Below are 25028 nucleotides of genomic sequence, written 5' to 3'. Positions count from 1 at the left end.
AGGCTGGGCCGGGCGCCGAGCCTTTGGCATGATCGCTCACGCGCGGGCGCCGCTTCGGCACCCAGCCACATGCTTCAGCACAGGAATCTCCGTCCGGCGGGGGGACGGGAGAGGGGATGCCGGGTGATCCTGACGGTCACGCTCAACACCGCCCTCGACATCACCTACCGGGTGCCCAGGCTGCGCCCCCACGCCAGCCACCGCGTGACCGAGGTCACCGAACGGCCCGGCGGCAAGGGCATCAACGTCGCGCGCGTCCTCGCCGCGCTCGGCCGCCACACCACCGTCACCGGCTTCGCCGGCGGGGTGACCGGCACGGTGGTCCGCGAGCTGCTGGCCACGGACACGGCCGCGTACGCGGACACCGGCGGCGGGCGGATCACCGACGCGCTGGTGCCGATCGCCGGTACCACCCGGCGCACCCTCGGCGTCGTCGACACCACGTCGGGCGACACCACCCAGCTCAACGAGACCGGACCGGCCGTCACCGCCACCGAGTGGGCCGCCTTCATGGACGCCTACGTCCGGCTGCTGCGCGGGGCCTCGGCGGTCGCGCTGTGCGGCAGCCTGCCGCCCGGCGTGCCGGTCGGTACGTACGCCCAGCTCATCCGCGAGGCCCGGGCCGCGGGCGTCCCCACCCTGCTGGACACCGGCGGCGAACCGCTGCGCCGCGGCGTCGCCGCCCGCCCCGACATCGTCAAGCCCAACGCCGAGGAACTGGCCGGGCTCACCGGCTCCACCGAACCGCTGCGCGCCGCGCGCGACGCCCGGCGGCGCGGGGCGCGCGCGGTGGCCGCCTCGCTCGGCGCGGACGGACTGCTCGCGATCACCGCCCAGGGCGCGTGGCGCGCGGCCCCGCCGGAGCGCCTGACGGGCAATCCGACGGGCGCGGGGGACGCGGCGGTGGCGGGGCTGCTGTCCGGGCTGGTGGACGAGGCGCCCTGGCCCGAGCGGATGGCGCGCGCGGTGGCCCTGTCGGCGGCGGCCGTACGGGCACCGGCGGCGGGCGAGTTCGACCGGGCGGTCTACGCGGAGCTGCTGGACCGGATCGAGGTCACCGAGCACCCGACGGCCTGAGGCGAGGAGCGGAGGCGGCGGGGCGGCCAGGGCGGCGGACCCGCCGCGCCCCCCGTCCGCCCCGCGCATGCCGTCAGCCCCTCTTCAGCCACATCTGGTCGAGGTTGACGTCGCACTTGTCGCCGTCGCCGCAGGACAGGGTGATCGTGTTGCTGCCCTGGCTGAGCTGCACGATGGACCACGAGGTCGTCCAGCCCTTCTCGTAGTCGCCCTTGGGCGCGTTCGAGAAGTTCTTCATGCTGATCGGCCGGGGCGACTTCTTGCCGTTGACCGTCAGCGACATGCTCTGGTCCTCGCCGGGCACCCCGTAGTGCACGTACAGCCGGTACGACTTGGCCCGGTCGACGTCCACGTTCCAGGTCGCCGAGGCGCCGGGGTTGTTGAATCCGCCGACGTACGTGCCGCCCTCGGCGTTGGCACCCTTGATGTCACTCGCCGGGGCCGCGCCGCCGCCGAGCGACATCTTGGCCGCGTCCTCCTTGGGCAGCTTGCCGACGCGCTTCTTGGGGGACTTCGGCTGCTCGCTGGGCTCGACGCTGGACCCCGCCGTGGGCTTGCCGCCCGCCTGGTTGCCCTGGTCGCCCTTCTCGTCGTCACCGTTGGTGATCATGGCGACGCCGATGCCGACGACCACCACCGCGACCACGGCGATGGCACCGATCAGCAGCCCCCGGTTGTTGGGGCCGCGGCCGCCACCGCGCGGGGCGGCGGGCTGGCGGGGGCTGCCGCCGCCGGGCAGCGTCTCGGGGGCGGCGTAGTGGGCGTTCTGCTGCCCGTAGCCCTGCTGGCCCTGCTGCCCGTAGCCCTGCGGCTGCTGGTTCGGGATCTGCTGGCCGTAGTTCTGCTGGCCGTATTGGCGTTCGCCGACCGCGCGGACGTGGTTGTACGAGGTGCGGGGCACCCCCGGCTGCTGCCGGGCGGCCGGCCCGGGGTAGCCGTACCCACCGGTGCGGGCGGAACCCGGCTGGCCCGACTGGCCACCCTGCCCACCCTCATCGCCCTCCGAGCGGTACAGATAGGCGAACGGGTCATCGTTCTCCGGTGTGTCCGAGCCGTTGTTGCCGGCCGTCATCCCTGGTCACTCCCCTATGCATATGGCCATCGGCGCTCAGGTGTGCGTACGCGCCACGACAGCTCATATCAGGGCCGACAGGGCCTAGGAAGGGCGTGGGCTGTCCGGATGGCCAATATTCATGATCGGTTCACTGTCGGCGGCAGGGCCGCATCGACGCAGCGTACCTCGATCGGAGCGGGCCGGGCTGCCGCCCGCCCCGGCCGCGGACCGCCCGGCTCTCACCCGGCTCGTCTGCGCTCTTTCGAGCGGGACCGCTTCTCCACGTACATGCGCTGGTCGGCGGAGTGCAGAACCTCCTCGGCCGACATGCCGCAGCCCGCCCAGCCGATCCCGAAACTGGCCCCCACGCGCACCGCACGGCCGTCGACCCGGATGGGCGGCAGGATCGCGTTGCGCAGCCGGACGGCCAGGTCCTGGGCGTCCGCCCGGCCGAGGCCGTCGGCGAGGACGACGAACTCGTCACCGCCGAGCCGGGCGACGGTGTCGCCGTCCCGCACCCCGCTGGTGAGCCGGCGGGCGACCTCGATGAGGACCGCGTCCCCCGCGTGGTGGCCGAACCGGTCGTTGATCGACTTGAAGCCGTCGAGGTCGCAGAAGAGGACCGCGAGCCCCTTGTGGCCGTCGTCGATGTCACCGTCCTCGTTGGGCGCGAAGGTGTGCACATGGTGGTCGAACGGCACGCCGCCCGTGCTGAACGGGGGCGGGGCGCCGTAGCTCTCGAACTCGTCGAAGCCGTGCGGGAAGCCGCCCGCGGCCGGCATCGGCCCCTCCTCGCCGTCCGCCCCCGGCGGCCCGTCGGTGAACTCCGCCCGGCCGCCCTGCGGCGGATGGGCGCACAGCCTGCTGCCGAGGCGGGTCCGCAGCTCGGCGCTGTTGGGCAGGCCGGTCAGCGAGTCATGGCTGGCGCGGTGGGCGAGGGCCAGCTCATGGCGTTTGCGCTCCTCGATGTCCTCGACGTGGGTGAGCAGGAAGCGCGGGCCGTCGGCGGCGTCGGCGACCACCGAGTTGCGGAGCGACACCCAGACGTACGTGCCGTCGCGGCGGGCCAGCCGCAGCTCGGAGCGGCCGCCTTCGTGGGAGGTGCGCAGCAGGGTGCCGATGTCCTCGGGGTGGACGAGGTCGGCGAACGAGTAGCGGCGCATCGCCGAGGCGGGGCGGCCCAGCAGCCGGCACAGGGCGTCGTTGGTGCGCAGCAGATGGCCGTGCTGATCGCCGCCCATCTCGGCGATGGCCATGCCGCTGGGGGCGTACTCGAACGCCTGACGGAAGGATTCCTCACTGGCCCGCAGGGCCTGCTGCTCGCGCTCCAGGCGCAGCAGGGCGCGCTGCATGTTGCCGCGCAGCCGGGCGTTCCCGATGGCGATGGCGGCATGGAAGGCGTACATCTGCAGCGCCTCGCGCCCCCATGCGCCGGGGCGGCGCCCGTTGCGCGGTTTGTCGACGGACAGGATGCCGATCAGCTCGCCGCCGGAGGCGCCCGCCGCGTACAGGGGGGCGAACAGGCGGTCCATGGGGTGCCACTCGTCGGCGAAGCGGGGCGCGGGCCCGGGGGTGTGCCACTGCGGCACGTCGTCATCGTCGAGGACCCAGCCCTCGGTATGCGGGATGAAGCGCAGATCGCCCCAGCGGTCACCCATCGACAGCCGGCGGTCCCAGGACTCGCGGGAGCCGACCCGCCCGGCCATCAGCGCCTCGGCGCCCGCACTGCCGCCCACGGCGGCGACCACGAGGTCACCGTCCGGACGGACCAGATTGACGGCCGACAGCTCGTAGCCGAGCCCGGCTATGACGCCGTCGGCGACGGTCTGCAGGGTGTCGGCGAGGCTGCGCGCGGTGTTCAGGTCGGCGACCACCTGATGCAGCTGCCGCAGGGTCGCAAGGCGGATATAGGGCTCCGACTCGGCCTCCATCGCTCGCACTCCCCCGAGACCTCGACAGCAACTCCTGGCTTCCTTTGTCGTCCGATTGCCACGGCCACTGAATCACAGCGAGCTGCCCACCCGGTACACAGGGTCAACAATTACTGGCTGCTGTGACTCATGTCACAGACCGTGTTCGCGCCCCACCAGAACCGCGTGGGAGCGCTCCTACTTTTTCGATAAGCAAATTCCACAAGGGGCCGCCTACGGCCCGAGACCTAGTCCGCAGTGGTCCGGTGGCCCGATGCGCGGGGCGGCGCGACACGACTAGCGTGTAGAACGTGTTCCAGACGACGCCTTCCGCTCCCGCCCCTCCCTCCACCCCGACCGGGCCCGCCGTCCCGCATGCTGGTGGGGTGAGTGAGGACGACTTCCGCGCCGCCCTGTCGCGACTGGCGGCCGGTGTGGTGCTGGTGACCGCGCACGACCCGGAAGAGGGGCCGAGCGGTGAGGACGTCGGCATGACGGCCACCGCGTTCATGTCGGTGTCACTTGACCCGCCGCTCGTGATGGTGAGCGTTCGCAACGGCTCCCGGGTCGACGAGCTGCTCGAACGACAGCCGCTCTGGGCGGTGTCGGTGCTGTCGGAGAGTCAACGGACCACAGCGGGACGATTCGCCATGAAGGGGCGCATCAGCGACCGGCTGCTGTTCGCGGACATGGCGGTGACGCGCGGCGCGGAGTCGGGCGCTCCACTGGTCTCCGGGGCGCTGGCGACGCTCGAGTGCCGCACCGAGCAGCGGATGACGGCCGGGGACCACACCCTGGTGGTCGGCCGGGTGCTGTCGGCGACGACGCCGAGCGCGGAGGGCGGACCTCTGATGTACTTCCGGGGGCGCTACCGCACACTGGACTGAGATCCGGCCCGCAGCGTTACGCCAACCGGCGGTACGCCACCCAGCCGTACGCCCCTCCCCGCGCCGGGCACACCCCTCAGCCCCAGTCGCGTCCCGAGCGCCCGCGCTTGGTGTCGCTCCGCCGCTTCTTCTCCCGCAGCCGCCGCTCGTTGATCCCGCGCGGGATCCGGGTCGGGCGGCGCGGCTTGGGCGGCGGCGCGCTCGCCTCCGCGAGCAGCGAGGCGAGCCGGACGGCGGCCGTCTCGCGGTTGCGCCACTGGGAACGGTGCTCGGACGCCCGTACGGTCAGCACCCCGTCGGCCAGCCGTCCGGCCAGCCGCTCCAGCGCGCGCTCCTTCCATACGGGTGGCAGCGCGTCGGTGGTGGCGAGGTCGAAGCGCAGCTCGACGGAGGAGTCACTCGTATTGACGTGCTGTCCGCCGGGCCCGGACGACCGGGAGAAACGCCACATCAGCTCGGCCTCCGGCAGGGAGACCGAACCGCGGATGACATAGGGGCCGGACATGGCTCCATGGTCACCTGCCGACCCCCGCCGCGTCATCCCGTTTTGACGGGGCCCGGCGCGGGCCGCCGCGGACAGCCGTCGGAGGCACCCATCAGGGTTTGGCAAAGAAAGTAAAGCTACCTGGAACCTGTCGGTGCCCTGATGGCGTTGTGGAGGATGACGGCGACTTCGCCCGGAGCAAGGAACCAGAAGCAAGAAGGACGAAGTCCGCCGACTCGGACCATCGAGACCACGAAAGGGACTCCCCATGGCTGTAAGCCTGTCCAAGGGCGGCAACGTCTCGCTCACCAAGGAGGCACCGGGCCTGACCGCCGTCACGGTCGGCCTCGGCTGGGACGTCCGCACCACCACGGGCACCGACTTCGACCTGGACGCGAGCGCCATCGCCGTGAACGCGAACGGCAAGGTCTACTCCGACCAGCACTTCGTGTTCTTCAACAACAAGGCCACCCCGGACCAGACCATCGTCCACACCGGTGACAACGTGACCGGTCAGGGCGAGGGCGACGACGAGCAGATCAACGTCAACCTGGCGGGTCTGCCGGCCGACATCGACAAGATCGTCTTCCCGGTCTCGATCTACGACGCCGAGTCGCGCAGCCAGAACTTCGGCCAGGTGCGGAACGCGTTCATCCGCATCGTCAACCAGACCGGTGGCACCGAGATCGCCCGCTACGACCTGAGCGAGGACGCCGCCACCGAGACCGCCATGGTCTTCGGCGAGCTGTACCGGAACGGCGCCGAGTGGAAGTTCCGCGCCGTCGGCCAGGGCTACGCCTCGGGCCTGGTCGGCATCGCGCAGGACTTCGGCGTCAACGTCTGAGTCAACGCCGGAGCCTCCAGCGCTCCACGCGGCGAGGGCCGCCCCCACCGGAGGGGGCGGCCCTCGCCGTTTTTCATGACAAGTTCGAACCAACCAGACCATTCCTCCGCTATGCCTGACTGACCGAAATTTGCCCTGCTTGAATAACGAACGGTCAAATTCTTGTTACGCACCTGTCAGAACGAATCATTCGATGACAATCTCTGCTCGGCTCGCCGCGCGTCGATCCTGACCGCTCGGTAAGTCCTGGGCGGTAAGCCCTGGTTCGACGTGCACTCACGCACCACTCCTGCTCGACCGGGCAGTCCACCCACGGCTGTCCGCACCCCCTACACGGGCCGCGATCCCGCGGCCTCTCAGCAAGGAGACCGAGTGAGACCTCACGCTTCCTCCCCCCGCAAGAAGACCATCCGCGCGGCGGCGCTCGTCGCCTCCGCCGCCATGGTCGTCATCGGCGTCCAGACCGGCTCGGCCAGCGCCCAGCCGGACAACTCCCGGGAGGCCGGCGCGACCGCGCTGCAGCTGTCCCCCGCGGAGCGCACCGCCTCCATCAAGGCGGCGCAGGCCGATGCCTCCGCCCAGGCCGACCACCTGGGGCTCGGGGCCAAGGAGAAGCTCCTCGTCCGCGACGTCATCAAGGACGCCGACGGAACCGTGCACACCCGCTACGAGCGCACCTACGACGGGCTGCCCGTCCTCGGCGGCGACCTGGTCGTCCACGAGAAGCCCAGCGGCGCCCGCAGCGTCACCAAGGCGACCGGCGCGAAGATAACCGTGCCCGGCACGGACGCCGCGGTGTCCGCCTCCGCCGCCTCCAAGACGGCGCTGAAGGCCGCGACCGCCGCCGACTCCGGCGAGAAGGCCAAGTCGCCGCGCAAGGTGGTCTGGGCCGCGAATGGCAAGCCGGTGCTGGCCTGGGAGACCGTCGTCACCGGCACCCAGAAGGACGGCACGCCCAGCGAGCTGCACGTCATCACCGACGCCGCCACCGGCAAGAAGCTGGCCGAGAACGAGGCCGTCGAGACCGGCACCGGCACCAGCAAGTACAGCGGCACGGTCACCCTCGGCACCACCAAGAGCGGCTCCACGTACAACCTCACCGACGGCACGCGCGGCAGCCACAAGACCTACGACCTCAACCAGGGGACGTCGGGCACCGGCACGCTCTTCACCGACGCCGACGACGTCTGGGGCGGCGGCCGCCAGACCGCTGGTGTCGACGCGCACTACGGCGCCGCCGAGACCTGGGACTTCTACAAGAATTTCCTGGGCCGCAACGGCATCAAGAACAACGGCGTGGGCTCGTACTCCCGCGTCCACTACGGCAACAACTACGTCAACGCGTTCTGGCAGGACTCCTGCTTCTGCATGACGTACGGCGACGGCTCGGGCAACGCCAACGCGCTCACCTCCATCGACGTGGCCGCCCACGAGATGTCCCACGGCGTCACCGCCGCCACCGCCAAGCTCAACTACAGCGGCGAGCCCGGCGGCCTCAACGAGGCCACCTCCGACATCTTCGCCACCGCGGTGGAGTTCTACGCGGCCAACTCCTCCGACGTCGGTGACTACCTCATCGGCGAGAAGATCGACATCAACGGCGACGGCACCCCGCTGCGCTACCAGGACAAGCCGAGCAAGGACGGCGCGTCCAAGGACTACTGGTCCTCGACGCTCGGCAACCTCGACGTCCACTACTCCTCCGGGCCCGCCAACCACTTCTTCTACCTGCTGTCCGAGGGCAGCGGCGCGAAGACCATCAACGGCGTGAGCTACAACAGCCCGACGTACGACGGCTCGACCGTCACCGGCATCGGCCGCGACAAGGCCATCAAGATCTGGTACAAGGCCCTGACCACGTACCTGACCTCCACCAGCAAGTACGCCCAGGCCCGCACCGCCACCCTCAGTGCCGCCACCGACCTCTACGGGGCGAACAGCACCGAGTACAAGGCGGTCGCCGCCGCCTGGACCGCGATCAACGTGAAGTGAAGCAAGCGCGTGAAGTGAAGTAAGCGGAACGGGCCGCACCGGCGATGTCGGTGCGGCCCGATGCGGTCACCCTGAGTTCCTGTCGCAGCCGCTGATCGGCCCTTACGCTGCTTCCATGACTCAACACGTACGCGGCGTGGTGGCCGCCGGCAAAGGCGAACGGGTCCGAATCGAAACGATCGTGGTGCCGGATCCCGGCCCCGGCGAGGCGGTGGTGAAGGTCCAGGCGTGCGGCGTCTGCCACACCGATCTGCACTACCGGGAAGGCGGCATCAACGACGACTTCCCGTTCCTCCTCGGACACGAGGCGGCGGGCGTCGTGGAGTCCGTGGGCGACGGAGTCACCGAGGTGGCCCCCGGCGACTTCGTCATCCTCAACTGGCGCGCCGTGTGCGGCCAGTGCCGGGCCTGCCGCCGCGGCCGCCCCTGGTACTGCTTCGACACCCACAACGCGTCGCAGCCCATGACGCTCACCGACGGCACCGCCCTGACCCCGGCCCTCGGCATCGGCGCCTTCGCCGAGAAGACGCTCGTCGCGGCGGGCCAGTGCACCAAGGTCGACCCGTCCGCCTCCCCGGCCGCCGCCGGGCTGCTCGGCTGCGGCGTGATGGCCGGCATCGGCGCCGCCATCAACACCGGCAACGTCGGGCGCGGCGACGCGGTCGCGGTCATCGGCTGCGGCGGGGTCGGCGGCGCCGCGATCGCCGGATCCCGGCTCGCCGGGGCCGCGAAGGTCATCGCGGTGGACGTGGAGGACCGGAAGCTGGAGCAGGCCCGCTCCCTCGGCGCCACCCACACCGTCAACGGCCGATCCGCCGACGTGGTCGAGACCATCCGCGAACTGACCGACGGCAACGGCGCGGACGTGGTGATCGAGGCGGTCGGCCGCCCCGAGACGTACCAGCAGGCCTTCTACGCCCGCGACCTGGCCGGGACCGTCGTCCTGGTCGGCGTGCCCACCCCGGAGATGAAGCTCGAACTGCCGCTGATCGACGTCTTCGGACGCGGCGGCGCCCTCAAGTCCTCCTGGTACGGAGACTGTCTGCCGTCCCGCGACTTCCCCCTGCTGATCGACCTCTACCAGCAGGGACGCCTCGACCTGGACGCCTTCGTGAGCGAGACCATCGGGCTCGACGACATCGAGGCGGCGTTCGACAAGATGCACCGCGGCGACGTGCTGCGCTCGGTGGTGACGCTCTGATGATGCCTGGTGGTGACAACGCGATGCCCCCTCCGCCCGTACGCATCGACCATCTGGTCACGTCCGGCACCTTCTCGCTGGACGGCGGCACCTGGGACGTCGACAACAACGTCTGGCTCGTCGGCGACGACCACGAGGTGTACGTCATCGACGCCGCCCACGACGCGGACGCGATCGTCGAGGCCATCGGCGACCGCCGGCTGCTCGGCGTCATCTGTACGCACGGCCACGACGACCACATCGACGCGGCCCCGGACGTCGCCGACCGCACCGGCGCCCCGATCCTGCTGCACCCGGACGACGAGGTGCTGTGGCGGATGCGCCACCCCGACCGCGCGCCGGACAAGTCGCTGGCCGACGGCGACGTGCTCACCGTCGGCGGTACGCAGCTGCGCGTCCTGCACACCCCCGGCCACTCCCCCGGCGCGGTCTGCCTGCACGCCCCCGCCCTGACCACCGTGTTCTCCGGGGACACCCTCTTCCAGGGCGGTCCCGGCGCCACCGGGCGCTCGTACTCCTCGTTCGAGACGATCATCGAGTCGATCCGGGAGCGGCTGTTCGCCCTGCCGCCGCAGACCGTCGTCCGCACCGGGCACGGCGACCCGACGCTGATCGCGGACGAGGCGCCGCACCTGGAGGAGTGGATCGCGCGCGGGCACTGAAGGGATGGCTGAAGGGACGGCACGGAGGGCGCCCGGGCCCGCCGCCCAGGGCGCCCCTGCCCCCGTGCCGGCCGGATCCCCCATGACACCATCAACCCCGTGATCGACCTGGGCTACTCCCTCTCCCGCCGCTTCCCGGACCCGCCGCAGACGGACTACCGGAGCGCGGACACCCACGCGCTGCGCCACGATCTCTTCTGCGGCGACGTCTATCTCGCCGACACCGTGGCCGACCGCGAACTGTCCACAGCCTGGGGATGGGTTCCGGTGCTCGACTTCGCCTGGGCGCTCTGCGACATCGTGGAACGGCTGGACCGCGACCCGCGCGGCAGCCGGTCCGCCCGGCGCATCCACGAGGAACTGGACTTCACCGAATCGGCCGACCGCATGCTCTTCGAGCGCCGCTTCGGCTGGGTCGACATCACCGCCGACTGGGTGCCGCTCGAAGAGGCGCCGCTGACCTTCCAGCACTCGGCGCTGCGCCGCGAGGCCCGCGACTTCCTCCAGGATCTGATCGCCGATCTCGTCGACATGCACGAAGGGCTGGGCGACAACCCGGCGATCTGGGACCTCCAGGCCCGCTACCCCCGCGTCTGATCCCTTGTTTCCCTTGCCTCCCTTGACGTGAACCTTGGTTGAAGTCGGAGGCTGACGGCATGGTCGCGCACCACCACCGCACGGTGCGCCTCAAGCCCTTGGGAGACGCCATGCACGCCGTACGCCTGCACGCCTTCGGCCCCGCCGGGACCTGACGTACGAGGAGACCGGCGACCCCGAGCCCGGCCCCGGCCAGGTACGGATCGCGGTCGCCGCCGCGGGGGTGCATCTGCTGGACACCGTGCTGCGCGAGGGCCTGACCACCGCCGTCCACACCGCCCCCGAGCTGCCCACCATCCCCGGCCGCGAGGTCGCGGGCACGGTCGACGCCCTGGGCGAGGGCACCGACCCGGCATGGCCAGGGGGTGGCTTCCGGATCATGCCGGGCTCGCGGGCCCTGGCACGCTCCCCCAGCTACCGCTGGGAGGTGCCCCCTGACCCCGCTCCCTGATCCGGCCTGATCCGGAAGCCACCCCCTACGCAGACGCGTCGTCGCCCACCTCGGCATGGCCCCCGGCGGCTACGCCGAACTGGCCGTGGCCCCGGCCGCCAAACTGCACGACATACCGGACGCGCTGGACGCGGCACGGGCCATCGCCATGATCGGTACGGGGCGTACGGCCCTGGGCATCCTCCAGTTCGCGGAGCTGACGGCCGACGACGTCGCCCTGGTGACCTCGGCGGCGGGCGGCATCGGCCAGCTCCTGGTCCAGTACGCGAAGCACGCGGGCGCCACCGTCGTGGGTCTCGCGGGCGGCCCGGCGAAGCTGGCGCGTCAGGCGAACTGGGCGCGGATCTCGCCGTCGACTACGACGACCCGGCCTGGCCACAGCGGGTCCGCGCCGCACTCGGAGCGGACCGTCCGGCCACCGTCGTCTTCGACGGGGTGGGCGGAGAACCGGCCCGCGCGGCCGTGGACCTGCTCGCCCCCGGCGGCCGCCATCCCGTCTTCGGCTGGTCGTCGGGCGGGCCGCACAGCGGCGGACCGCTGGAGTTCACCGAGGCGCAGCTCGCGGCGCGCGGCATCACCTCGCGGTCCGTCCTCGGCCCGCCGATGCTGGAGAAGGCGGGCGGTCCGGACCCGATGCGCACCCTGGAGGAGCGCTCGATGGCGGAGGCGGCATCCGGCCGTCTCGTACCGTCCGTCCACCGCTTCCCCCTCGCCGAGGCGGCCGCGGCGCACCGGGCGCTGGAGACGCGGGCGACGATGGGGAAGGTCGTACTGATCCCCTGAACCACTTCTGGACTACTTCGGCACGCTGGCGCCGACGTCATCCAGCACCGCGTCCGTCACCAACCCGGTGTCCTCCAACACCGTCATGTGGTCCATCACGGTGTCGTTGGTCACCTGGGCCAGCCGCCGGATCATATGGTTCTTGGTGGCGGCGCGGACCTCGCCGATGGTGATGAAGATCTTCCCGTGCGAGGCGCGCAGCAGATCCACGAAGAGCTGGTCGAACTTCTCGCCGTCGGCAGCCTTCAACTGCTCCACCCACTGATGCTGTTCGGCCGAGGCATCGTCCGGTATCGGCGCCGACAACGCCTTCGCGTCCTCGCGCACCAGCTGGTCGAGCTTGCTGTGCCCGTCGAGCAGATGCGTCCCGGCCCGCTTGATCGCCTCGCTCGACGCCTGGCTCTGCGCCATCCGCCCGGCGGGGATCTCCCACAGCCCGGCCTGCCGGACCTTGACCAGAAACGTTTTGTCCAGCTCGCTCAACGGCCCGGAGTTGGCGGCCCCCGCCCCCGACGCGGCCGCCGCCCCGGCGCCACCGTGCGCGGACGGCATGCCGCTGTCCGTCACCGACTGGCTCCCCCCGTCATCCGCCTGGGAGACCCAGATCCCCGCTCCCGCGACCACCGCCGCGAAGGCGACACCGACGGCGATCATGCGGCTGCGGTTCGATGCTGCGCGACTGCCGCGCCCATGAGTGGTCATCGTGCCTCCTGGTGGGGGGTGCTGGAGTACGCGAAACACTAAACTTTGCCTGCTGCAAAAAACTGCGTTCGTCAGGAGTGCACAAAAGCCCCTGCCCCGCCCCCGGATTCCCCCTACACTCCCGCCGACACGACGCGGCTATCGCCCTACCGCGGGCGTCTCCCGATGCGCCGCGTCCATGATCTGCCGCATCTCGGCCAGCGCCGACCCCAGCGCCTTCCGGTCCGTCGCCTCCTCCGCCACGACCTCCAACTCCCGCAGCCGCGCGGCCCGCGCCGGATACCGCTGAATCGCGACGAACTCGCCCCACCACTGGAGGAAGGTACGCAACGGAGCGATCGTGCCGTTACGGGCGGCCTGCTCGACCGCCCGGTCCAGATGCTCGACGAAGGCGGGCAACTCCCCGGGAGCGATGCTGGCGACCGCCGCCCGCAACGCAGACGGGGTGAGGACCGGCATCGGGATCAGGGGCCCGTCCTGGGCGGAGGACTGCTCGGTCAGCTCGGTCATCACTGCACCTCCTGAACACCTCGCACGAACGCCGCCGCGAGCCTAAACCCGCGTCTCACCCACCACCCGGCCCTGACCCCTATTGATCGTTTCCCCACGCTCGAGCGGCCGAAGTTGAACGCCCCGGACGGCCTTTGTGGGTGAAGTGATGGAGAACAGTGCACGGCACATCCAGGAGCGTTTCCGGAACGACGCCTCCGCGCTGTCCGATTTGCTGTCGTCTGTCCGGGCTGAGCAGGCTCCAAGGGACGTAGCGTGAGCCGCCCGTGGCCGTTGTGCCAAGGCCGCGCACGCGCACAAGGTTCCGCCGTTTCCCCCTCGTGAGGATGACGCAGGTCTGATGCAGGGCAGGTTTCAGCAGCCGCTTCCCCCGGCCGTCGACTCGCTCGGACGCGGCGGCGTCGCCGTAGTCGAACCGCCGCCGCGAGCGGCCTCCGGCGCTCCGACGGTCCCGACAGCCCCCACGGCCCCCGCGGCCCCGGCACGTAAGGTCGTCACCGTCGGGCGGGCCCGGCCCCGGCTGTACGTCATCGACGGCATCCGCCTCGTCGCCGCGCTCATGGTGGCCGTGCACCACTACGTCGGCACCAACCGCGCCAACCAGCCGGGCAACGCGATCTGGGACCGTCCCTCATCCGAGATCATGCCCACGCTGTTCCACTTCGCCTCCTTCGGCTGGATCGGCGTGGAGATCTTCTTCGTGATCAGCGGCTTCGTCATCTGTATGTCGTGCTGGGGCCGCACCCCGAAGGACTTCTTCGTCTCCCGCGTGATCCGCCTCTACCCCGCGTACTGGGTCGGCGTGGCCTTCACCACCGCCGCCATGATCGCCCTGCCGGGCGTATGGGAACGGCCCCAGGGGCGGGACATCCTGCTCAACTTCACCATGCTCCAGTCGGGCTCCGACGTGCCGGACGTCGACATCGTCTACTGGACCCTCTGGTCGGAGCTGCGGTTCTACCTGCTCTTCATGGTCGTGGTCGCCATGGGCCTGACCTACCGCAGGGTCGTCGTCTTCTGCTGTGTATGGGGCGCGGCCGCGATGCTCGCCCCCGTGTCCAAGTTCCCGCTGCTGGTCCTGGCGGCCGACCCGAGCGGCGCCTGGTACTTCATCGCCGGCCTCGCCCTCTACCTCATGCACCGCTTCGGCCAGGACCTGCTGCTCTGGGGCATCCTCGCCATGGCGTGGCTGATGGGCCAGCGCGAGCTGGCGATGCGGGTCGCGTACGAAGACGTCTCCAGCTGGCGCGGTTCCGTTCTGATCTTCACGGTGTTCCTGCTCGTCATGGTGGCCGTCGCGCTCGGCTACACCGACCGCATCCGCTGGAAGTGGCTGGTCACCGCGGGCTGTCTGACGTACCCGCTCTACCTGATGCACTACGTCGCCGGAACGTCGCTGATCAGCCGTCTGCACGGCACCATGGACCCCCGGCTGCTCATCGCCCTCGTCATCGCCGGCTTCCTGGTCCTGAGCTGGCTGGTGCACCGTTTCGTGGAACGGCCGGCGGCGCGCCTGCTGAAGCGCGGCCTGGATTCCTCCTTCACCCGGCTCCGCTCCTTCGGCCGCGCGGCCTGAGTCGGCGGTCGGCGGGCGGCAGTCGGGCAGCCGGCAGCCGTCTCACCGAAGCAGGAGATCGATCACCCCCGTAGTGCCCTCATCTCCATGTCCCCCGGCGAGACGGCGTTCCATCAGCGCCATGAACGGGCTGAGCAACTCCGGGCTGATGCCCTGTTCCTCGGCGGTCCGCAGCAGCGTCCCGTTGCCCTCCACCATCATGACGAGGTTCGACGTCACACCGAGGGTGTAGTCGCCGGTCTCCAGGTGCGTGGCGACCCCGTTCGCGGAGGGGGCCATGGCGGTGAGCCATTCGACGAGCAGGGCCGCGAACTCCCGCGGAGCGGCCTCCGACCCGCGCATGAGCGCGAAGGCGTGTGACACCCCGGCGAACATGCCGGTCATGGCGCTCAGCAACGCCGCATCATGCAAAGCGGCCGAGCCCGCGTCCTCACCGACATACCTGGTGCCCGCCGGGACGGCCAGCGCGTCGCGGTGGTCCGCGAACAGTTCCGGCGACCCGCTGTAGAAGACGTACGCACCCGAATCCGGGACCCCGATCATCGGCGGAACGGCCATGATCCCCCCGTCCAGATAACGGGCGCCGCGCGCGCCCGCCCAGTCGGCACGCCGGCGCGCCTGGCCGGGCGTGCTCGTCGTGACGTTGACCAGGTCCCTGCCCATCAGGTCGGCGTCTGCCAGAACCTCGCCGACCGATGCGTCATCGAGCAGGCAGACGACCACGAGACCACTCGCGGCCACCGCCTCACCGGCCGTCCCCGCGACCTCCGCCCCCTCGCCGACGAGCGCCTCGGCACGCCCCACGGTACGGTTCCACACCGTCACCCCATACCCCGCGCCCCGCCACGCCCGAGCGATCGCGGTGCCCATCGCACCGAGGCCGAGCACGCTGATCTTCTTCGTGTCCTCTCTCATGCCGCCCAGGCTCGTCGCCGCACGCCGAGCGCTCAAGTACCCACTTCGAAGTGGGTGGTTACCCTTTCGTAAGCGACGAGGTGGAGGGGGACAGCCATGCGGACCACGCGCCGACCGGGCTCGTACGTATGCGGGATCGACGCGGCGATGGACGTGATCGGCGGCAAGTGGAAGGTGCTGATCCTCTGGGCGCTCCACGTCCGCCCCCACCGCTTCGGCGAGCTGCGCAGGGAGTTGCCCGGGGTGACCGAGAAGGTCCTCACCGATCAGCTACGGGAACTGGAGCTGGACGGCATCGTGCACCGCGAGGTGTACGACGAGGTGCCACCCCGCGTCGAGTACTCGCTGACGCCGCTCGGCACCTCGCTCAACCAGGCCCTGTCCCCACTCGGCGCCTGGGGCCGCGAGAACATCCTCGGCAACGTCCCCCACTCCTGACCCCGCCCCGAGCCGACGCGCCCCTCCGCCGATACCGCTGATCGGTGGGCTTGGTGGCCTCCTCCACGTCACCCCACAAAGCGAGCTGCCCCTTATAGGCTTTCGCTATTCAGTGACATTTCCAGGTGGAAGCCGCAGGGGTCGGCTACGTCGATGTCATGGCCCGCAACGGCGACTACCAGCCGCTCTCCGAGCCCGACTTCGTCCCCGGCATAGAGGCGGGGGGCACCGTCGCCGCTGTCGGTGACGGAGTGGATGAGCAGTGGCTCGGTCAGCGGGTCTTCGCGCTGACCGGACGCGGGGCCTACGCCGAGCGGGTCGTCGCCGACGCCCGCGATGTCGTGCGCCTGCCGGAGGGCCTCAGCGCCGCCGACGCGGTCGCACTCGGCGTGAACGCGCTGGTCGCGAGCCTGGGCCTGAAGAGGGCGAGCGTCAAAGAAGGCGAGCGGGTGCTGGTCAGGGGCGCCGGCGGGGGTATCGGGCTGATGGCCGCGCAGCTGGCCACCTTGTCCGGGGCCACAATGACCGCGGTCACTTCCTCGCCCGAGCGGACCGCCTCCGGGACCTCGGCGTCGCGCGCGTCCAGGACCGCACGACAGGCCAGGACGGCAGCGCGGACACGTACGACATCGTCGTCGACCCGGTCGCCGGTCCGGATCTCGGCCGCTACATCGAGAGGTTGCGGCCCAACGGCCGGTACGTGCTGGTCGGAGCCGCTGGAGGCGCACCGGCGCCGGACGCCTTCGGCAGCATCCTGACCACGTACCACAACTCGCCAACCCTCCTCGCCCTCAGTCTCAACTCCGTCGACGCCGACACGGCCGGGGCGGCAGCGGCCGAGCTCTTCGGCCAGGCGGCCCGAGGTGACCTGCGGGCGATCATCGATGAACAGATCCCTCTCACTGACGCCTGGCGTGCGCACGAACGCCTCGAATCGAGCCCCGTGTTCGGGAAGATCACGCTGCGCCCCTGACGCGGCCGTCGGACTCATCCACCGAGGTGGGCATCCCTTCGTGCCGCCTGGGACGCGGTCGGTGGCTGGGTGGCGGAGGCGAGGAGCGCCAGTTTGTCGGCGGTGTCCGTGCCGGGGCCCGGGTGGTGGATGACGAGCACCTGACCGGGCGCGGCACTGACACCCAGCCGCTCCACTTTCAGTTGCAGGCCACCGACCTGGGGGTGCTCGAGGCGCATGGACGCCCCCGTGCACGTCCGTACGTCGTGTCGGGCCCAGAGGCGGCTGAAGCGGGGGCTGGCGAGAGAGAGTTCGCCGACGAGCTCGATGAAGCGGGGGTCGTCCAAATCGGTGCCGACGGACTCACGGAAACCGGCGACCAGATCCACGGTGGCGCTCTCCCAGTCCGGGTGCAGCGCATGCTCGGCGGGGTCGAGAAACAGGTCGCGCATGCGGTTGGCTCCCACCGCGAGCCGCGGTGACAGGGCGGTCGCCAGGGCGTTGGCGGCGAGGACGTCGAAGTAGCGGCCCTCGACGTGTGCGGGGAGCGGAAGCGTGGCGACGAGCTGGGCGATGCCCGGCGGCACGGTCTCCCTCCGGGGCCGCCGCCGGCGCCGTCGGGGTTTCGCGGCGCCGAGGCGCAACAGGTGCGCCGTTGCCTCGTCGTCGAGCTGCAGCACGCGGGCGAGGGACTCCAGGACCTGCACGGAGGGGTTGCGGTCGCGGCCCTGCTCCAGGCGCAGGTAGTAGTCGGCGCTGATGCCCGCGAGCATCGCGACCTCTTCCCGGCGCAGGCCCGGCACGCGCCGGAGGCCCACGGCGGGGATACCGACCTGCTCAGGGGTGACGAGTTCGCGGCGGGCGCGCACGTAATCGCCCAGCAGGTTCGGTTCATCGCTCATGTCTCGACGGTAATCACACCGCCGCGCACGTGCCTGGCCCTGCCACCCCCAGGATCGCGGGGACTCTGGCTCGCCCGGAACCCGGGCGGCAGCGTGATGGACAGCCCGCCGATCCACCCCGAGGAGCGACAACCATGTCAACGTATCTGCTGGTACACGGCGCCTGGCACAGCGGCCAGTGCTGGGAGCGAGTGACCCCGCTACTCGCCTCGGCCGGACACCGGGCCCTCGCGCCCTCCCTCACCGGCCACGGCGACAAGGCACATCTGCTCAGCCGCGACGTCGGCCTCGACACGCACGTCGACGACGTCGTCAGGCTGATCACCGACGAGGACCTCACCGACGTGATCCTCGTCGGCCACAGCTACGCCGGGCTGGTCATCTCCTCCGCGGCCAACCGGATCCCGGACCGGATCGCGCACCTGGTCTACCTCGACGCGATGGTCCCGCAGGACGGCGAGAGCGCGGCCGATGTCATGCCCATCACCCAGGACCTGATCGACGGCGCCCTCCGATCCGACAGCGGCTGGCGCGTCCCACCCCTACTCGAAATGCCGCCAGCCACCGGCCTGTTCGGAGTCACCGACCCGGCAGACGCCGCCTGGCTGCGCACCACCCTGTCGGACCAGTCGGTGCGCTGCCTCCAGCAACCGGTCCGGCTGGACAACCCGGCCATGAACACCATCCCCCGGACCCACATCCACTGCGTAGTCGACGAGCCCAAGGGCTGGCCCCGCCGCCCCGTCCCCCCGATCCAGCCCAACGGCACCCCGGCCCAGGTATGGCAATTGCCGACCGGCCACGACTGCATGATCACCATGCCAACCGAGCTGACCGAGCTCCTGCTCAAGCTCGGCTCCACCTGACCTCAATGCCGGTAGACGCACTCCGCCAACGTCGTGTGCTTCTTCCAGCCCAGCGACTCGTACAGCGCACGCCCGGCGTCGGTCGCCCCGAGCACGCCGAGGACCGCGCCCCGTCCAGGGCGCGGTCGGCGAGCGTACGCATCACGAAGCCGCCCAGCCCGCGCCGCCGATGGGCCTCCTCCGTCATCACCCGGTCCACGACCACGGCATCGACGCCTGGCAGGGCAAGGGCTGCTCGGCCTCGGTGTGCGTCAGCAGATCCAGCAGGCGACGCTCATTGCGCATGTGGTCGGTGAACGCTCGGTCGATCAGTTCGCGCCCGGGTCCGGTGAGGGCGACGATCCGGCCGCGCTGGTCGTCGCCGGAACGGCGGCGGGTGACGAATCCGGCCCGCTCCAGGCGGTCGATCCTCTTCGTCATCGCGCCGGTGGTGACCATGGTGTGTGCGGCAAGCTCGCCAGGCGCCCGCTCGTAGGGCTCCCCGGCGCGGCGCAGGGCGCACAGGACGTCGAACTCTCCCTCGCCAAGGCCGTAGCGGCCGTAGACGAGGCAGAGTTCCTCGGTGAGCCGGTCGGCCAGGCGGTGCAGTCGGCCGATCACGCCCTGCGGGGTGATGTCGACATCGGGGCGCTCGCGGCGCCAGTCGGCCTGAATGCGGGCCACGCGATCCATCGGTTCACCGTGCACCCGCGGCTGACCCAGAGCCCGAGCCGACGCGTGCCGACGAGCCGCCGTCCACCGATGAGGTCCTGGCTCTGACCGACGAACGGATCAGTCCCTCAACCATCGCCGCGCTGCGTTCCGCGGTAGAGGATTACTGGCGTCACGACGACGAGCACGGCGGGACATCCCTGCGCCCCGCTGTCCTGGGTCACCTCAGGTAGGTCACTCAGATGATGCGGACGTCCGACGACGGCCTACGCCGAGACCTTCACGCCGTCGCCGCTGAGCTGGCTCGGCTCGCGGGCTGGGCGTACTTCGATGCGCGCCAGCACAGTACCGCCCGCCTCTACTTCACCGAGGCCCTGGCCCTCTCCCACGGGCAGGAAGACCGCCTCTTCATGGCGAACGTGCTCTCCTGTATGAGCCTGCACGCGACCTATGACGGCAACCCAGTGGACGCGGTTGCCTTGGCTTGCAAAGCTCATGATGTCGCGCGAGCAGTCAATGACCAGCCGTTGGTGATGTCCATGCTCCACATGCGCGAAGCGTTCGGCCACGCAGCCCTGCGCGACGGCTCCGCCTGTCATGAGGCCATCGGCCGCTCCCGTGACGCATATGAACTCGCGCGGGGCCGTGAAGACGAAGCGCCCTCCTGGGTTCGCTACTTCGACGAAGCCAAGCTCCTCGTTGACGCGGGCATCGCTTTGGCCCGGCTCGGCGAGGCCCACCAGGCCGAGCCTCTGATCGCCGAGGGTCCGCGTCGAGAGACGGCGTCCCGGCAGCGCGGTCGGGCCCTCCATGCTTTCTGGCTGGCCAGCGCTCAGCTCCAGCAGGGCAAACTCGACGACGCCTGCGGCAGCGCGGGGCTCGCGCTCGACCTCACCGCCGTCATCGATTCACCCCGGGTCGTGGGACACATCCACGAGTTTCACCGTCGGCTGTCTCCATACGCCCACGAGACGCCCGTCATCAGGTTCGAGCAGCGCATGCGTGAGGTGCCGCGCTAGTCGGTGGGCCGGTTGGCCTCGTCCAGGAGCAGGTACAGCAGGCCGACCAGGCTGCCGCTGCTGACGATCTCGCGGCGGTCGATCATTCCGCGGATCTCCGAGAGCGGGATCCACTCGATGCGGTCCGACTCGTTCAGCTCGGTCGGCGGGCCGACGTACGTGGCGCCGTCAGCACGGAAGACATGGTGCTCGGAGTCGGTGATGCCGTTCGCGGGCTGGGCGTACACCAGTGGCTTCGCCGCCTCCACCCGCCAGCCGGTCTCCTCCTCGACCTCACGCGCGGCGGCCTGCTCCGGGGTCTCATCGGGTTCGATGAGCCCCATGGGCAGCTCCCAACCCCAGGTGTCGGTCACAAAACGGTGCCGCCACATCATCAGCAGCCGCTTCTGATCATCGACCACGGCAGCCACGGCGAGATGGCGCAGGCGCACGACGTGGTGCTCCCAGCGGTGGCCGTCGGGCTGCTGGACGTCCACGAGCCAGAGGTTCACCCAGGGGTTGCTGTAGATCTGCCGCTCGCCATGGACGGTCCACCTCATGAGGCCAACTCCCTCTCACCGACGCGGTGTCCAGCATGGCACCGCCGCCGGTCGGCCTGCGCTCAGACCTTCTCAGCCACCACCCGGCGGTGCTTCACCATGAGCATCTCGACGTCTTCCACGTCAGAGGTCAGGATCGTGACCCGGCCGCCCGGCTGGGCCAGCGCAGTCGCGCACAGCATCGCGTCGATGGCGTACTTGTGACCGTGCAGCCCGGCATCCCGCAGCAAATCGGCAGCGGACTGAGCGAGAGCCTGAGTGACCGGTTCCACGCGGAGGCGGGACAAGGTCCACTTCAACGCGGCGTCATTGATCTTCGGATGGATGACCTCGACCAGGACCGCGGCGGAGGTGACAACCGGAAGGTCCGCGCCGCGAGCAGCCGTCAACCACTCGTGTACCTCAGGGTCGCGCCGGACCGCTTTGGCCAACCCCTCACTGTCCAGGACAAGGGCGCCGCTCACGCGGCCTCGCCGGCGTCGGATGCCGGAGCGATGAGCCTGGCACGCTTGGCCGCCACGGCCTCCGGATCGGCAGGACCATTGGCCTCGTCGAAGTCCGCGATCAGCTCGTCCAGGTTGTCGCGCTCGATCTGACGTTGCGCCGCCTGCTCCAGATACGCGGAGACCCCCCGCTTGCCGACCCGATCCCGGATCGCCCGCAGCGTACCGGCGGACAGAGTGACGGAGATCCCGCTGCTGGGACCGTCGCCGGGCAGGAAATCGCTGTCATCAGCCATGGAACCCAGTATGGCATCAGCAATGCCATACTGGGCACCCTCGGTGATGTCCGATATGAAGCCAAACGCCCCGGACTGGCACTGTCCGGGGCGTTCGCGCAGCTCGCGCACAGAGCCGACTGTCGGGTTCGAACCGACGACCTTCGCTTTACAAGTTCGTCACGCTGGTGCAGTGATCAGCCCGCCAACGGCTCGCTCTAGCCTGCATAGTTCGCGGACGAGTCTGCCGATACGGCGATGTGCACTCCTGTTGCCGTCAACGACTGCCGTCAGGCCACCACGACTATGAAGAGGGCCGTAGCTGGGACGAAGACCATGGCTCTCAACTGCACCAATGACTCTCTCTGCCCGCTGAGGGCTGCGCGGCCCAGCAAGGATCCAGAGTCACCCGGTTGGCATACAACGATGACCTGATTTCATCCTTGATGCACCTTGGCGGTTCGTCGACGCCAGCTGTCAAGTCCTGCATGACCCACTAGGACTAGGATCGCGATTACTGCTACAACACGGATGACGCTCCACGTTGTTGAGACGATCGGCGCTTGCCGCGAAGCTTCGTCAGTGAGTCGCATAGAGGTTTCAGCAATAGCCACAAGCGGGACCAAAAGCCGAGAAGGAAGACGCCATGGCCCGTTTATTGAAATATTTCCAGAAACCCCCAAGATCGGCCCCAAGAGGCAGGCAAAAAAGCACCACAGCACAGTGCCCGACAAAAAGTCGCCCCAAGAAAAATATGTCGTCCGCCCAGTTGGGTCACTAAGGTCTGCCGAAAGAAATTCCCCCTGCCCCGCCTTTGTCAGGTAATAGGCGAGCACGGCAACAACTAGCGAGATTACTCCCGCACCGGCGGATAGCCGCTTCGACCTGCTTGACATTCCCACACAAAAAGCCAGGGCAGCCCAACTCCATCCAGCACTCAATACCACATGCACGACATGCCCAGGCTGCCCACCAGTCGAAATAAACAAAGGGCCGCAAATTCCCACAATCGCACCAGCAACTGCGGCAGACATGAGTACAAGAAAAGGAGAGCGCACTAAAAACACAACCTTACGTGATACCGGGCACGAAAAGTAAAACAGCGATGACGTACTCCCTCGGTAACCGATGTCACCAATCTTGCAGGAGAGGTCGCTACACGCCGAAGCCCTGGCCACAGGCTTCGGAACTGCGGAGTAGCCAGGGCTTCGGCAGCGCGGCGTCTCGCTATTTCCTAGTCGTCGTAGACACCCCAGTACGTGTAGCAGGTGTGGGCAGCACCTGCCTTGCCATAGGCCTTTGCCCAGACATCCTTACCCCGAATGTCCTTATCGCTCGCATTGGCAATGGCTATGCTCGCCGAGTGCTTCTTGCTCGGGTGAATGTAGTTCGAGTAGCACCCCTTCGTGGTAGTCCCCGTGGTTCCATAGCTCCACGTCCCGCCGCCGACTTCCTTGGTCGCCGTGGGAGCCATCGAACCCGTAGACGAGTCGAGAGAAATGGAAGCCATTCCCCACTCGGTAGGCTTCTCGCCGTTCGGGCCGATTAACTCAGGCGGGGGAGCGACGGATCTGTGTACGGCGTGCGTCTGGACCTGCGGAGTTTCCGCAACAGCGGACCCCGCCGTGGCCAGAGTCCCAGCTGCCGCCATCACAGACATGACGGCGAAAGTGATCATCTTCCCGGGCGTCTTCATGACTGCGCCTCCTTTGTTTTTGCCGAGCGAAAAGTGCAACAGCATCTTTCACTATCGGATCACCGCTTTGCAAATATTTTTGAGACACTTTCAGGCCATTCAGCCTGTAAATTTGAACATTATTGGATTTTCTGTGGCGTAACATGTCGAATTAGACACCACTGACTGCCGTTTGGGGGACGGGTAAGCGGTGGCTGCCTGTTACGCCGCTGGTCCTGGCCTGACCACCGCGTGCGAGACAAGGTGAGTGCTGCCGTCGGGCTGGACTCGTCCCTCTGCGTGATTGATGCCAGAAGGGGGCGCAACGGGCTCGTGGCCGGTCGACCGAGGCCGGTCAATATCCGAAGACCGCCTGATCGCCGACGGGCATGGCACACCGGTAGCCATGAGTCCTCAGCCCACTCCCTCACTGGAGCAAGCGCGTGCACCTCTGCGTAATTGGTCTCCCTTGCGGGGTGGTCAGCGTCTCGGCGACGGCGTACCCGCCTCGGCTGTACCGCTCGACAAGCAACGCGCGCTCCGTGTGTCCTACCCTGCTCATCATGATCCGAGCTGTGGTTTTCGATGTCGGTGAGTGCCTGGTCGACGAGACTCGTGAGTACGGCACGTGGGCGGATTGGCTGGGGGTGCCCCGGCACACGTTCGCGGCGATGTTCGGTGCTGTGATCGCTCAGGGCAGGGATTACCGCGAGACGTTCCAGGTCTTCCGCCCTGGATTCGACCTGTCCGAAGAGCGGGAGAAGCGGGCGCAGGCAGGCCAGCCCGAGCACTTCGATGACAGTGACCTGTACTCGGATGTCCGGCCGTCGCTGACGGCGCTGCGGGATGCCGGTCTGTGGGTGGGTATCGCGGGCAACCAGACCGTGCGGGCCGGGGGCATACTGCGCTCGCTCGACCTCCCGACCGACTTCATCGCCACGTCTGACGACTGGGGCGTATCCAAGCCCGATCCGGCGTTCTTCTCCCACGCGGCGGACGCAGCTCCCTGCCCGGCCGAGGAGATCCTTTACGTGGGTGACCGTCTGGACAACGACATCCGCCCGGCGGACAAGGTGGGCATGAAGACGGCGCTCATCCGGCGCGGACCGTGGGCCACCATCCAGTGGGACGACCCGGAAGCCGTCGTGGTCCCGACCTTCCGCGTGCACAGCCTCGCCGAGTTGCCGGGGCTGGTCGCCGGGCTCAACGCTGAAGAGCGCTGACGGTCGTTCCCCATCCGTACATCCGGTCGTCCAGGTCGCGGACGTACGGTTCGTTGCGCCAGGCATGGAGCCGCTTGCGGACGTCGCGGATTCGGTCCATGCCTGCGGCGTACCAGGTAGCGCTGAGCTGATCGAGCGCTTCATTGGCCCACCGGCAGGCTTCCTCTGGCTTACCGGCTGCGGCCTCCACGGCCGCCAGGTCGCCGAGGATGATCGTCCGCTGCTTGCCGTCGTCGGCGGGTAGGTTGTCGAGCACTCCGAGCAGCGTGGCTCGGGCCTGGGCTGTGTGTCCGGCGATCAGCTGCGTGTTGCCCTTGAAGGCGGCGAGGCGGACCGGGGTGAACCAGTCCATCCACACTGGGCGTGGCTCGTCCGCATCGCGCTCGGCCAGCACGCTTTC

26 protein-coding genes and 5 pseudogenes are annotated in these 25028 nt (G+C 69.4%); 16 read left to right on the top strand and 15 right to left on the bottom strand.

Annotated elements, in window-relative coordinates; all coding sequences use genetic code 11:
- Positions 1-123 precede the first annotated feature (123 nt).
- Positions 124-1077, top strand: a complete 954-nt coding sequence (locus ACH4SI_RS34390; protein ID WP_398302756.1) for a 1-phosphofructokinase family hexose kinase — start codon at positions 124-126, stop codon at positions 1075-1077.
- A gap of 73 nt (positions 1078-1150) precedes the next feature.
- Here the strand turns inward: ACH4SI_RS34390 and ACH4SI_RS34385 are convergent, their stop codons facing one another.
- Positions 1151-2149, bottom strand: a complete 999-nt coding sequence (locus ACH4SI_RS34385; RefSeq protein ID WP_398302754.1) for a CBM35 domain-containing protein — start codon at positions 2147-2149, stop codon at positions 1151-1153.
- A gap of 221 nt (positions 2150-2370) precedes the next feature.
- A complete protein-coding gene (cdgB, locus tag ACH4SI_RS34380; protein ID WP_398302752.1) occupies positions 2371-4062 on the bottom strand; it encodes a diguanylate cyclase CdgB in 1692 nt (563 codons plus the stop codon).
- Between the two features lie 290 nt (positions 4063-4352).
- Here cdgB and ACH4SI_RS34375 point away from each other — a divergent pair, with 290 nt between their 5' ends.
- Positions 4353-4928 (top strand): flavin reductase family protein, encoded by a 576-nt coding sequence (locus tag ACH4SI_RS34375; protein ID WP_398302750.1) that lies wholly within the window; start codon positions 4353-4355, stop codon positions 4926-4928.
- A 76-nt stretch (positions 4929-5004) separates the two neighbouring features.
- Here ACH4SI_RS34375 and arfB read toward each other — a convergent pair whose 3' ends face one another.
- Positions 5005-5433, bottom strand: coding sequence for an alternative ribosome rescue aminoacyl-tRNA hydrolase ArfB (gene arfB, locus ACH4SI_RS34370; protein ID WP_398302747.1), 429 nt, complete (start codon positions 5431-5433; stop codon positions 5005-5007).
- A 247-nt stretch (positions 5434-5680) separates the two neighbouring features.
- On the opposite strand from arfB, the gene ACH4SI_RS34365 reads away from it, so the two are divergent.
- The 7 genes and pseudogenes from ACH4SI_RS34365 to ACH4SI_RS34335 form a co-directional block, all read left to right on the top strand.
- On the top strand, positions 5681-6256 hold the full coding sequence (locus tag ACH4SI_RS34365) for a TerD family protein (protein ID WP_398302745.1): 576 nt from the start codon (positions 5681-5683) through the stop codon (positions 6254-6256).
- Positions 6257-6628: 372 nt separating this feature from the next.
- Positions 6629-8248 carry a M4 family metallopeptidase gene (locus tag ACH4SI_RS34360; protein ID WP_398302743.1) on the top strand — a complete coding sequence of 540 codons (1620 nt, stop codon included), beginning with the start codon at positions 6629-6631 and terminating at the stop codon, positions 8246-8248.
- Positions 8249-8363: 115 nt separating this feature from the next.
- A complete protein-coding gene (locus ACH4SI_RS34355) occupies positions 8364-9449 on the top strand; it encodes an S-(hydroxymethyl)mycothiol dehydrogenase (protein WP_398302741.1) in 1086 nt (361 codons plus the stop codon).
- Between the two features lie 23 nt (positions 9450-9472).
- Positions 9473-10111, top strand: coding sequence for an MBL fold metallo-hydrolase (locus ACH4SI_RS34350; RefSeq protein WP_398302739.1), 639 nt, complete (start codon positions 9473-9475; stop codon positions 10109-10111).
- 99 nt (positions 10112-10210) lie between these two features.
- Positions 10211-10708: a hypothetical protein gene (locus ACH4SI_RS34345; RefSeq protein ID WP_398302737.1), complete on the top strand. Its 498-nt coding sequence runs from the start codon at positions 10211-10213 to the stop codon at positions 10706-10708.
- A 110-nt stretch (positions 10709-10818) separates the two neighbouring features.
- Positions 10819-11073: pseudogene (locus ACH4SI_RS34340) on the top strand (alcohol dehydrogenase catalytic domain-containing protein); the annotation flags it as partial.
- Between the two features lie 117 nt (positions 11074-11190).
- A pseudogene (locus ACH4SI_RS34335) lies at positions 11191-11942 on the top strand (zinc-binding dehydrogenase); the annotation flags it as partial.
- A 12-nt stretch (positions 11943-11954) separates the two neighbouring features.
- On the opposite strand, the gene ACH4SI_RS34330 reads toward ACH4SI_RS34335, so the two are convergent.
- Together ACH4SI_RS34330 and ACH4SI_RS34325 are read right to left on the bottom strand one after the other, a co-directional pair.
- On the bottom strand, positions 11955-12644 hold the full coding sequence (locus tag ACH4SI_RS34330; RefSeq protein WP_398302735.1) for a DUF4142 domain-containing protein: 690 nt from the start codon (positions 12642-12644) through the stop codon (positions 11955-11957).
- A 138-nt stretch (positions 12645-12782) separates the two neighbouring features.
- Entirely contained in the window at positions 12783-13145 is a 363-nt protein-coding gene (locus tag ACH4SI_RS34325) for a DUF6247 family protein (RefSeq protein ID WP_398303018.1), read from the bottom strand.
- A gap of 349 nt (positions 13146-13494) precedes the next feature.
- Here ACH4SI_RS34325 and ACH4SI_RS34320 point away from each other — a divergent pair, with 349 nt between their 5' ends.
- The gene (locus ACH4SI_RS34320; RefSeq protein ID WP_398302730.1) at positions 13495-14730 is read left to right on the top strand and encodes an acyltransferase family protein; all 1236 of its coding nucleotides are present in this window, start codon (positions 13495-13497) and stop codon (positions 14728-14730) included.
- Between the two features lie 42 nt (positions 14731-14772).
- Here the strand turns inward: ACH4SI_RS34320 and ACH4SI_RS34315 are convergent, their stop codons facing one another.
- Positions 14773-15645 (bottom strand): NAD(P)-dependent oxidoreductase, encoded by an 873-nt coding sequence (locus tag ACH4SI_RS34315; protein WP_398302728.1) that lies wholly within the window; start codon positions 15643-15645, stop codon positions 14773-14775.
- Between the two features lie 96 nt (positions 15646-15741).
- Between ACH4SI_RS34315 and ACH4SI_RS34310 the strand changes: the two genes are divergently transcribed.
- From ACH4SI_RS34310 to ACH4SI_RS34300, 3 genes and pseudogenes are all read left to right on the top strand, one after another.
- Positions 15742-16083 carry a winged helix-turn-helix transcriptional regulator gene (locus ACH4SI_RS34310; RefSeq protein WP_398302726.1) on the top strand — a complete coding sequence of 114 codons (342 nt, stop codon included), beginning with the start codon at positions 15742-15744 and terminating at the stop codon, positions 16081-16083.
- Between the two features lie 125 nt (positions 16084-16208).
- Positions 16209-16427, top strand: a pseudogene (locus tag ACH4SI_RS34305) (alcohol dehydrogenase catalytic domain-containing protein); the annotation flags it as partial.
- Positions 16346-17056: a zinc-binding dehydrogenase gene (locus ACH4SI_RS34300; RefSeq protein WP_398303016.1), complete on the top strand. Its 711-nt coding sequence runs from the start codon at positions 16346-16348 to the stop codon at positions 17054-17056. The pseudogene ACH4SI_RS34305 and the gene ACH4SI_RS34300, both read left to right, overlap by 82 nt.
- A gap of 14 nt (positions 17057-17070) precedes the next feature.
- Here the strand turns inward: ACH4SI_RS34300 and ACH4SI_RS34295 are convergent, their stop codons facing one another.
- Entirely contained in the window at positions 17071-17937 is an 867-nt protein-coding gene (locus tag ACH4SI_RS34295) for a helix-turn-helix domain-containing protein (protein WP_398302723.1), read from the bottom strand.
- A 134-nt stretch (positions 17938-18071) separates the two neighbouring features.
- Here ACH4SI_RS34295 and ACH4SI_RS34290 point away from each other — a divergent pair, with 134 nt between their 5' ends.
- On the top strand, positions 18072-18803 hold the full coding sequence (locus ACH4SI_RS34290; RefSeq protein WP_398302721.1) for an alpha/beta fold hydrolase: 732 nt from the start codon (positions 18072-18074) through the stop codon (positions 18801-18803).
- Between the two features lie 2 nt (positions 18804-18805).
- Here the strand turns inward: ACH4SI_RS34290 and ACH4SI_RS34285 are convergent.
- A pseudogene (locus tag ACH4SI_RS34285) lies at positions 18806-19050 on the bottom strand (GNAT family N-acetyltransferase); the annotation flags it as partial.
- A complete protein-coding gene (locus ACH4SI_RS34280) occupies positions 18990-19475 on the bottom strand; it encodes a MarR family winged helix-turn-helix transcriptional regulator (protein ID WP_398302719.1) in 486 nt (161 codons plus the stop codon). The pseudogene ACH4SI_RS34285 and the gene ACH4SI_RS34280, both read right to left, overlap by 61 nt.
- Positions 19476-19696: 221 nt before the next feature.
- Between ACH4SI_RS34280 and ACH4SI_RS34275 the strand changes: the two genes are divergently transcribed.
- A complete protein-coding gene (locus tag ACH4SI_RS34275; protein ID WP_398302717.1) occupies positions 19697-20473 on the top strand; it encodes a hypothetical protein in 777 nt (258 codons plus the stop codon).
- Here the strand turns inward: ACH4SI_RS34275 and ACH4SI_RS34270 are convergent.
- From ACH4SI_RS34270 to ACH4SI_RS34250, 5 genes are all read right to left on the bottom strand, one after another.
- Positions 20470-21012 (bottom strand): NUDIX hydrolase, encoded by a 543-nt coding sequence (locus tag ACH4SI_RS34270; RefSeq protein ID WP_398302715.1) that lies wholly within the window; start codon positions 21010-21012, stop codon positions 20470-20472. The genes ACH4SI_RS34275 and ACH4SI_RS34270 overlap by 4 nt on opposite strands.
- A gap of 62 nt (positions 21013-21074) precedes the next feature.
- Positions 21075-21476 carry a type II toxin-antitoxin system VapC family toxin gene (locus ACH4SI_RS34265; protein ID WP_398302713.1) on the bottom strand — a complete coding sequence of 134 codons (402 nt, stop codon included), beginning with the start codon at positions 21474-21476 and terminating at the stop codon, positions 21075-21077.
- Positions 21473-21751: a hypothetical protein gene (locus ACH4SI_RS34260; RefSeq protein ID WP_398303015.1), complete on the bottom strand. Its 279-nt coding sequence runs from the start codon at positions 21749-21751 to the stop codon at positions 21473-21475. The genes ACH4SI_RS34265 and ACH4SI_RS34260 overlap by 4 nt, the downstream gene beginning before the upstream one ends.
- 416 nt (positions 21752-22167) lie before the next feature.
- A complete protein-coding gene (locus tag ACH4SI_RS34255) occupies positions 22168-22788 on the bottom strand; it encodes a DUF6518 family protein (RefSeq protein WP_398303013.1) in 621 nt (206 codons plus the stop codon).
- A 176-nt stretch (positions 22789-22964) separates the two neighbouring features.
- A complete protein-coding gene (locus tag ACH4SI_RS34250) occupies positions 22965-23426 on the bottom strand; it encodes a lactococcin 972 family bacteriocin (RefSeq protein WP_398302711.1) in 462 nt (153 codons plus the stop codon).
- A gap of 542 nt (positions 23427-23968) precedes the next feature.
- On the opposite strand from ACH4SI_RS34250, the gene ACH4SI_RS34245 reads away from it, so the two are divergent.
- Positions 23969-24628 carry an HAD family hydrolase gene (locus tag ACH4SI_RS34245; protein WP_398302709.1) on the top strand — a complete coding sequence of 220 codons (660 nt, stop codon included), beginning with the start codon at positions 23969-23971 and terminating at the stop codon, positions 24626-24628.
- Here the strand turns inward: ACH4SI_RS34245 and ACH4SI_RS34240 are convergent.
- Positions 24609-25028: pseudogene (locus ACH4SI_RS34240) on the bottom strand (transcriptional regulator); the annotation flags it as partial. The gene ACH4SI_RS34245 and the pseudogene ACH4SI_RS34240 overlap by 20 nt on opposite strands.

This window comes from Streptomyces sp. NPDC021212 (assembly GCF_044332925.1).
Classification (GTDB): domain Bacteria; phylum Actinomycetota; class Actinomycetes; order Streptomycetales; family Streptomycetaceae; genus Streptomyces.
This window is presented reverse-complemented; position numbering and strand designations above follow the sequence as displayed.

Coding starts and splice junctions, on each gene's coding strand:
- ACH4SI_RS34385 (WP_398302754.1), bottom strand. CDS start 2,149: ATGACGGCCGGCAACAACGGCTCGGACACACCGGAGAACGATGACCCG.
- cdgB (WP_398302752.1), bottom strand. CDS start 4,062: ATGGAGGCCGAGTCGGAGCCCTATATCCGCCTTGCGACCCTGCGGCAG.
- arfB (WP_398302747.1), bottom strand. CDS start 5,433: ATGTCCGGCCCCTATGTCATCCGCGGTTCGGTCTCCCTGCCGGAGGCC.
- ACH4SI_RS34365 (WP_398302745.1), top strand. CDS start 5,681: ATGGCTGTAAGCCTGTCCAAGGGCGGCAACGTCTCGCTCACCAAGGAG.
- ACH4SI_RS34355 (WP_398302741.1), top strand. CDS start 8,364: ATGACTCAACACGTACGCGGCGTGGTGGCCGCCGGCAAAGGCGAACGG.
- ACH4SI_RS34350 (WP_398302739.1), top strand. CDS start 9,473: ATGCCCCCTCCGCCCGTACGCATCGACCATCTGGTCACGTCCGGCACC.
- ACH4SI_RS34330 (WP_398302735.1), bottom strand. CDS start 12,644: ATGACCACTCATGGGCGCGGCAGTCGCGCAGCATCGAACCGCAGCCGC.
- ACH4SI_RS34320 (WP_398302730.1), top strand. CDS start 13,495: ATGCAGGGCAGGTTTCAGCAGCCGCTTCCCCCGGCCGTCGACTCGCTC.
- ACH4SI_RS34315 (WP_398302728.1), bottom strand. CDS start 15,645: ATGAGAGAGGACACGAAGAAGATCAGCGTGCTCGGCCTCGGTGCGATG.
- ACH4SI_RS34310 (WP_398302726.1), top strand. CDS start 15,742: ATGCGGACCACGCGCCGACCGGGCTCGTACGTATGCGGGATCGACGCG.
- ACH4SI_RS34295 (WP_398302723.1), bottom strand. CDS start 17,937: ATGAGCGATGAACCGAACCTGCTGGGCGATTACGTGCGCGCCCGCCGC.
- ACH4SI_RS34290 (WP_398302721.1), top strand. CDS start 18,072: ATGTCAACGTATCTGCTGGTACACGGCGCCTGGCACAGCGGCCAGTGC.
- ACH4SI_RS34280 (WP_398302719.1), bottom strand. CDS start 19,475: ATGGATCGCGTGGCCCGCATTCAGGCCGACTGGCGCCGCGAGCGCCCC.
- ACH4SI_RS34275 (WP_398302717.1), top strand. CDS start 19,697: ATGATGCGGACGTCCGACGACGGCCTACGCCGAGACCTTCACGCCGTC.
- ACH4SI_RS34270 (WP_398302715.1), bottom strand. CDS start 21,012: ATGAGGTGGACCGTCCATGGCGAGCGGCAGATCTACAGCAACCCCTGG.
- ACH4SI_RS34260 (WP_398303015.1), bottom strand. CDS start 21,751: ATGGCTGATGACAGCGATTTCCTGCCCGGCGACGGTCCCAGCAGCGGG.
- ACH4SI_RS34250 (WP_398302711.1), bottom strand. CDS start 23,426: ATGAAGACGCCCGGGAAGATGATCACTTTCGCCGTCATGTCTGTGATG.
- ACH4SI_RS34245 (WP_398302709.1), top strand. CDS start 23,969: ATGATCCGAGCTGTGGTTTTCGATGTCGGTGAGTGCCTGGTCGACGAG.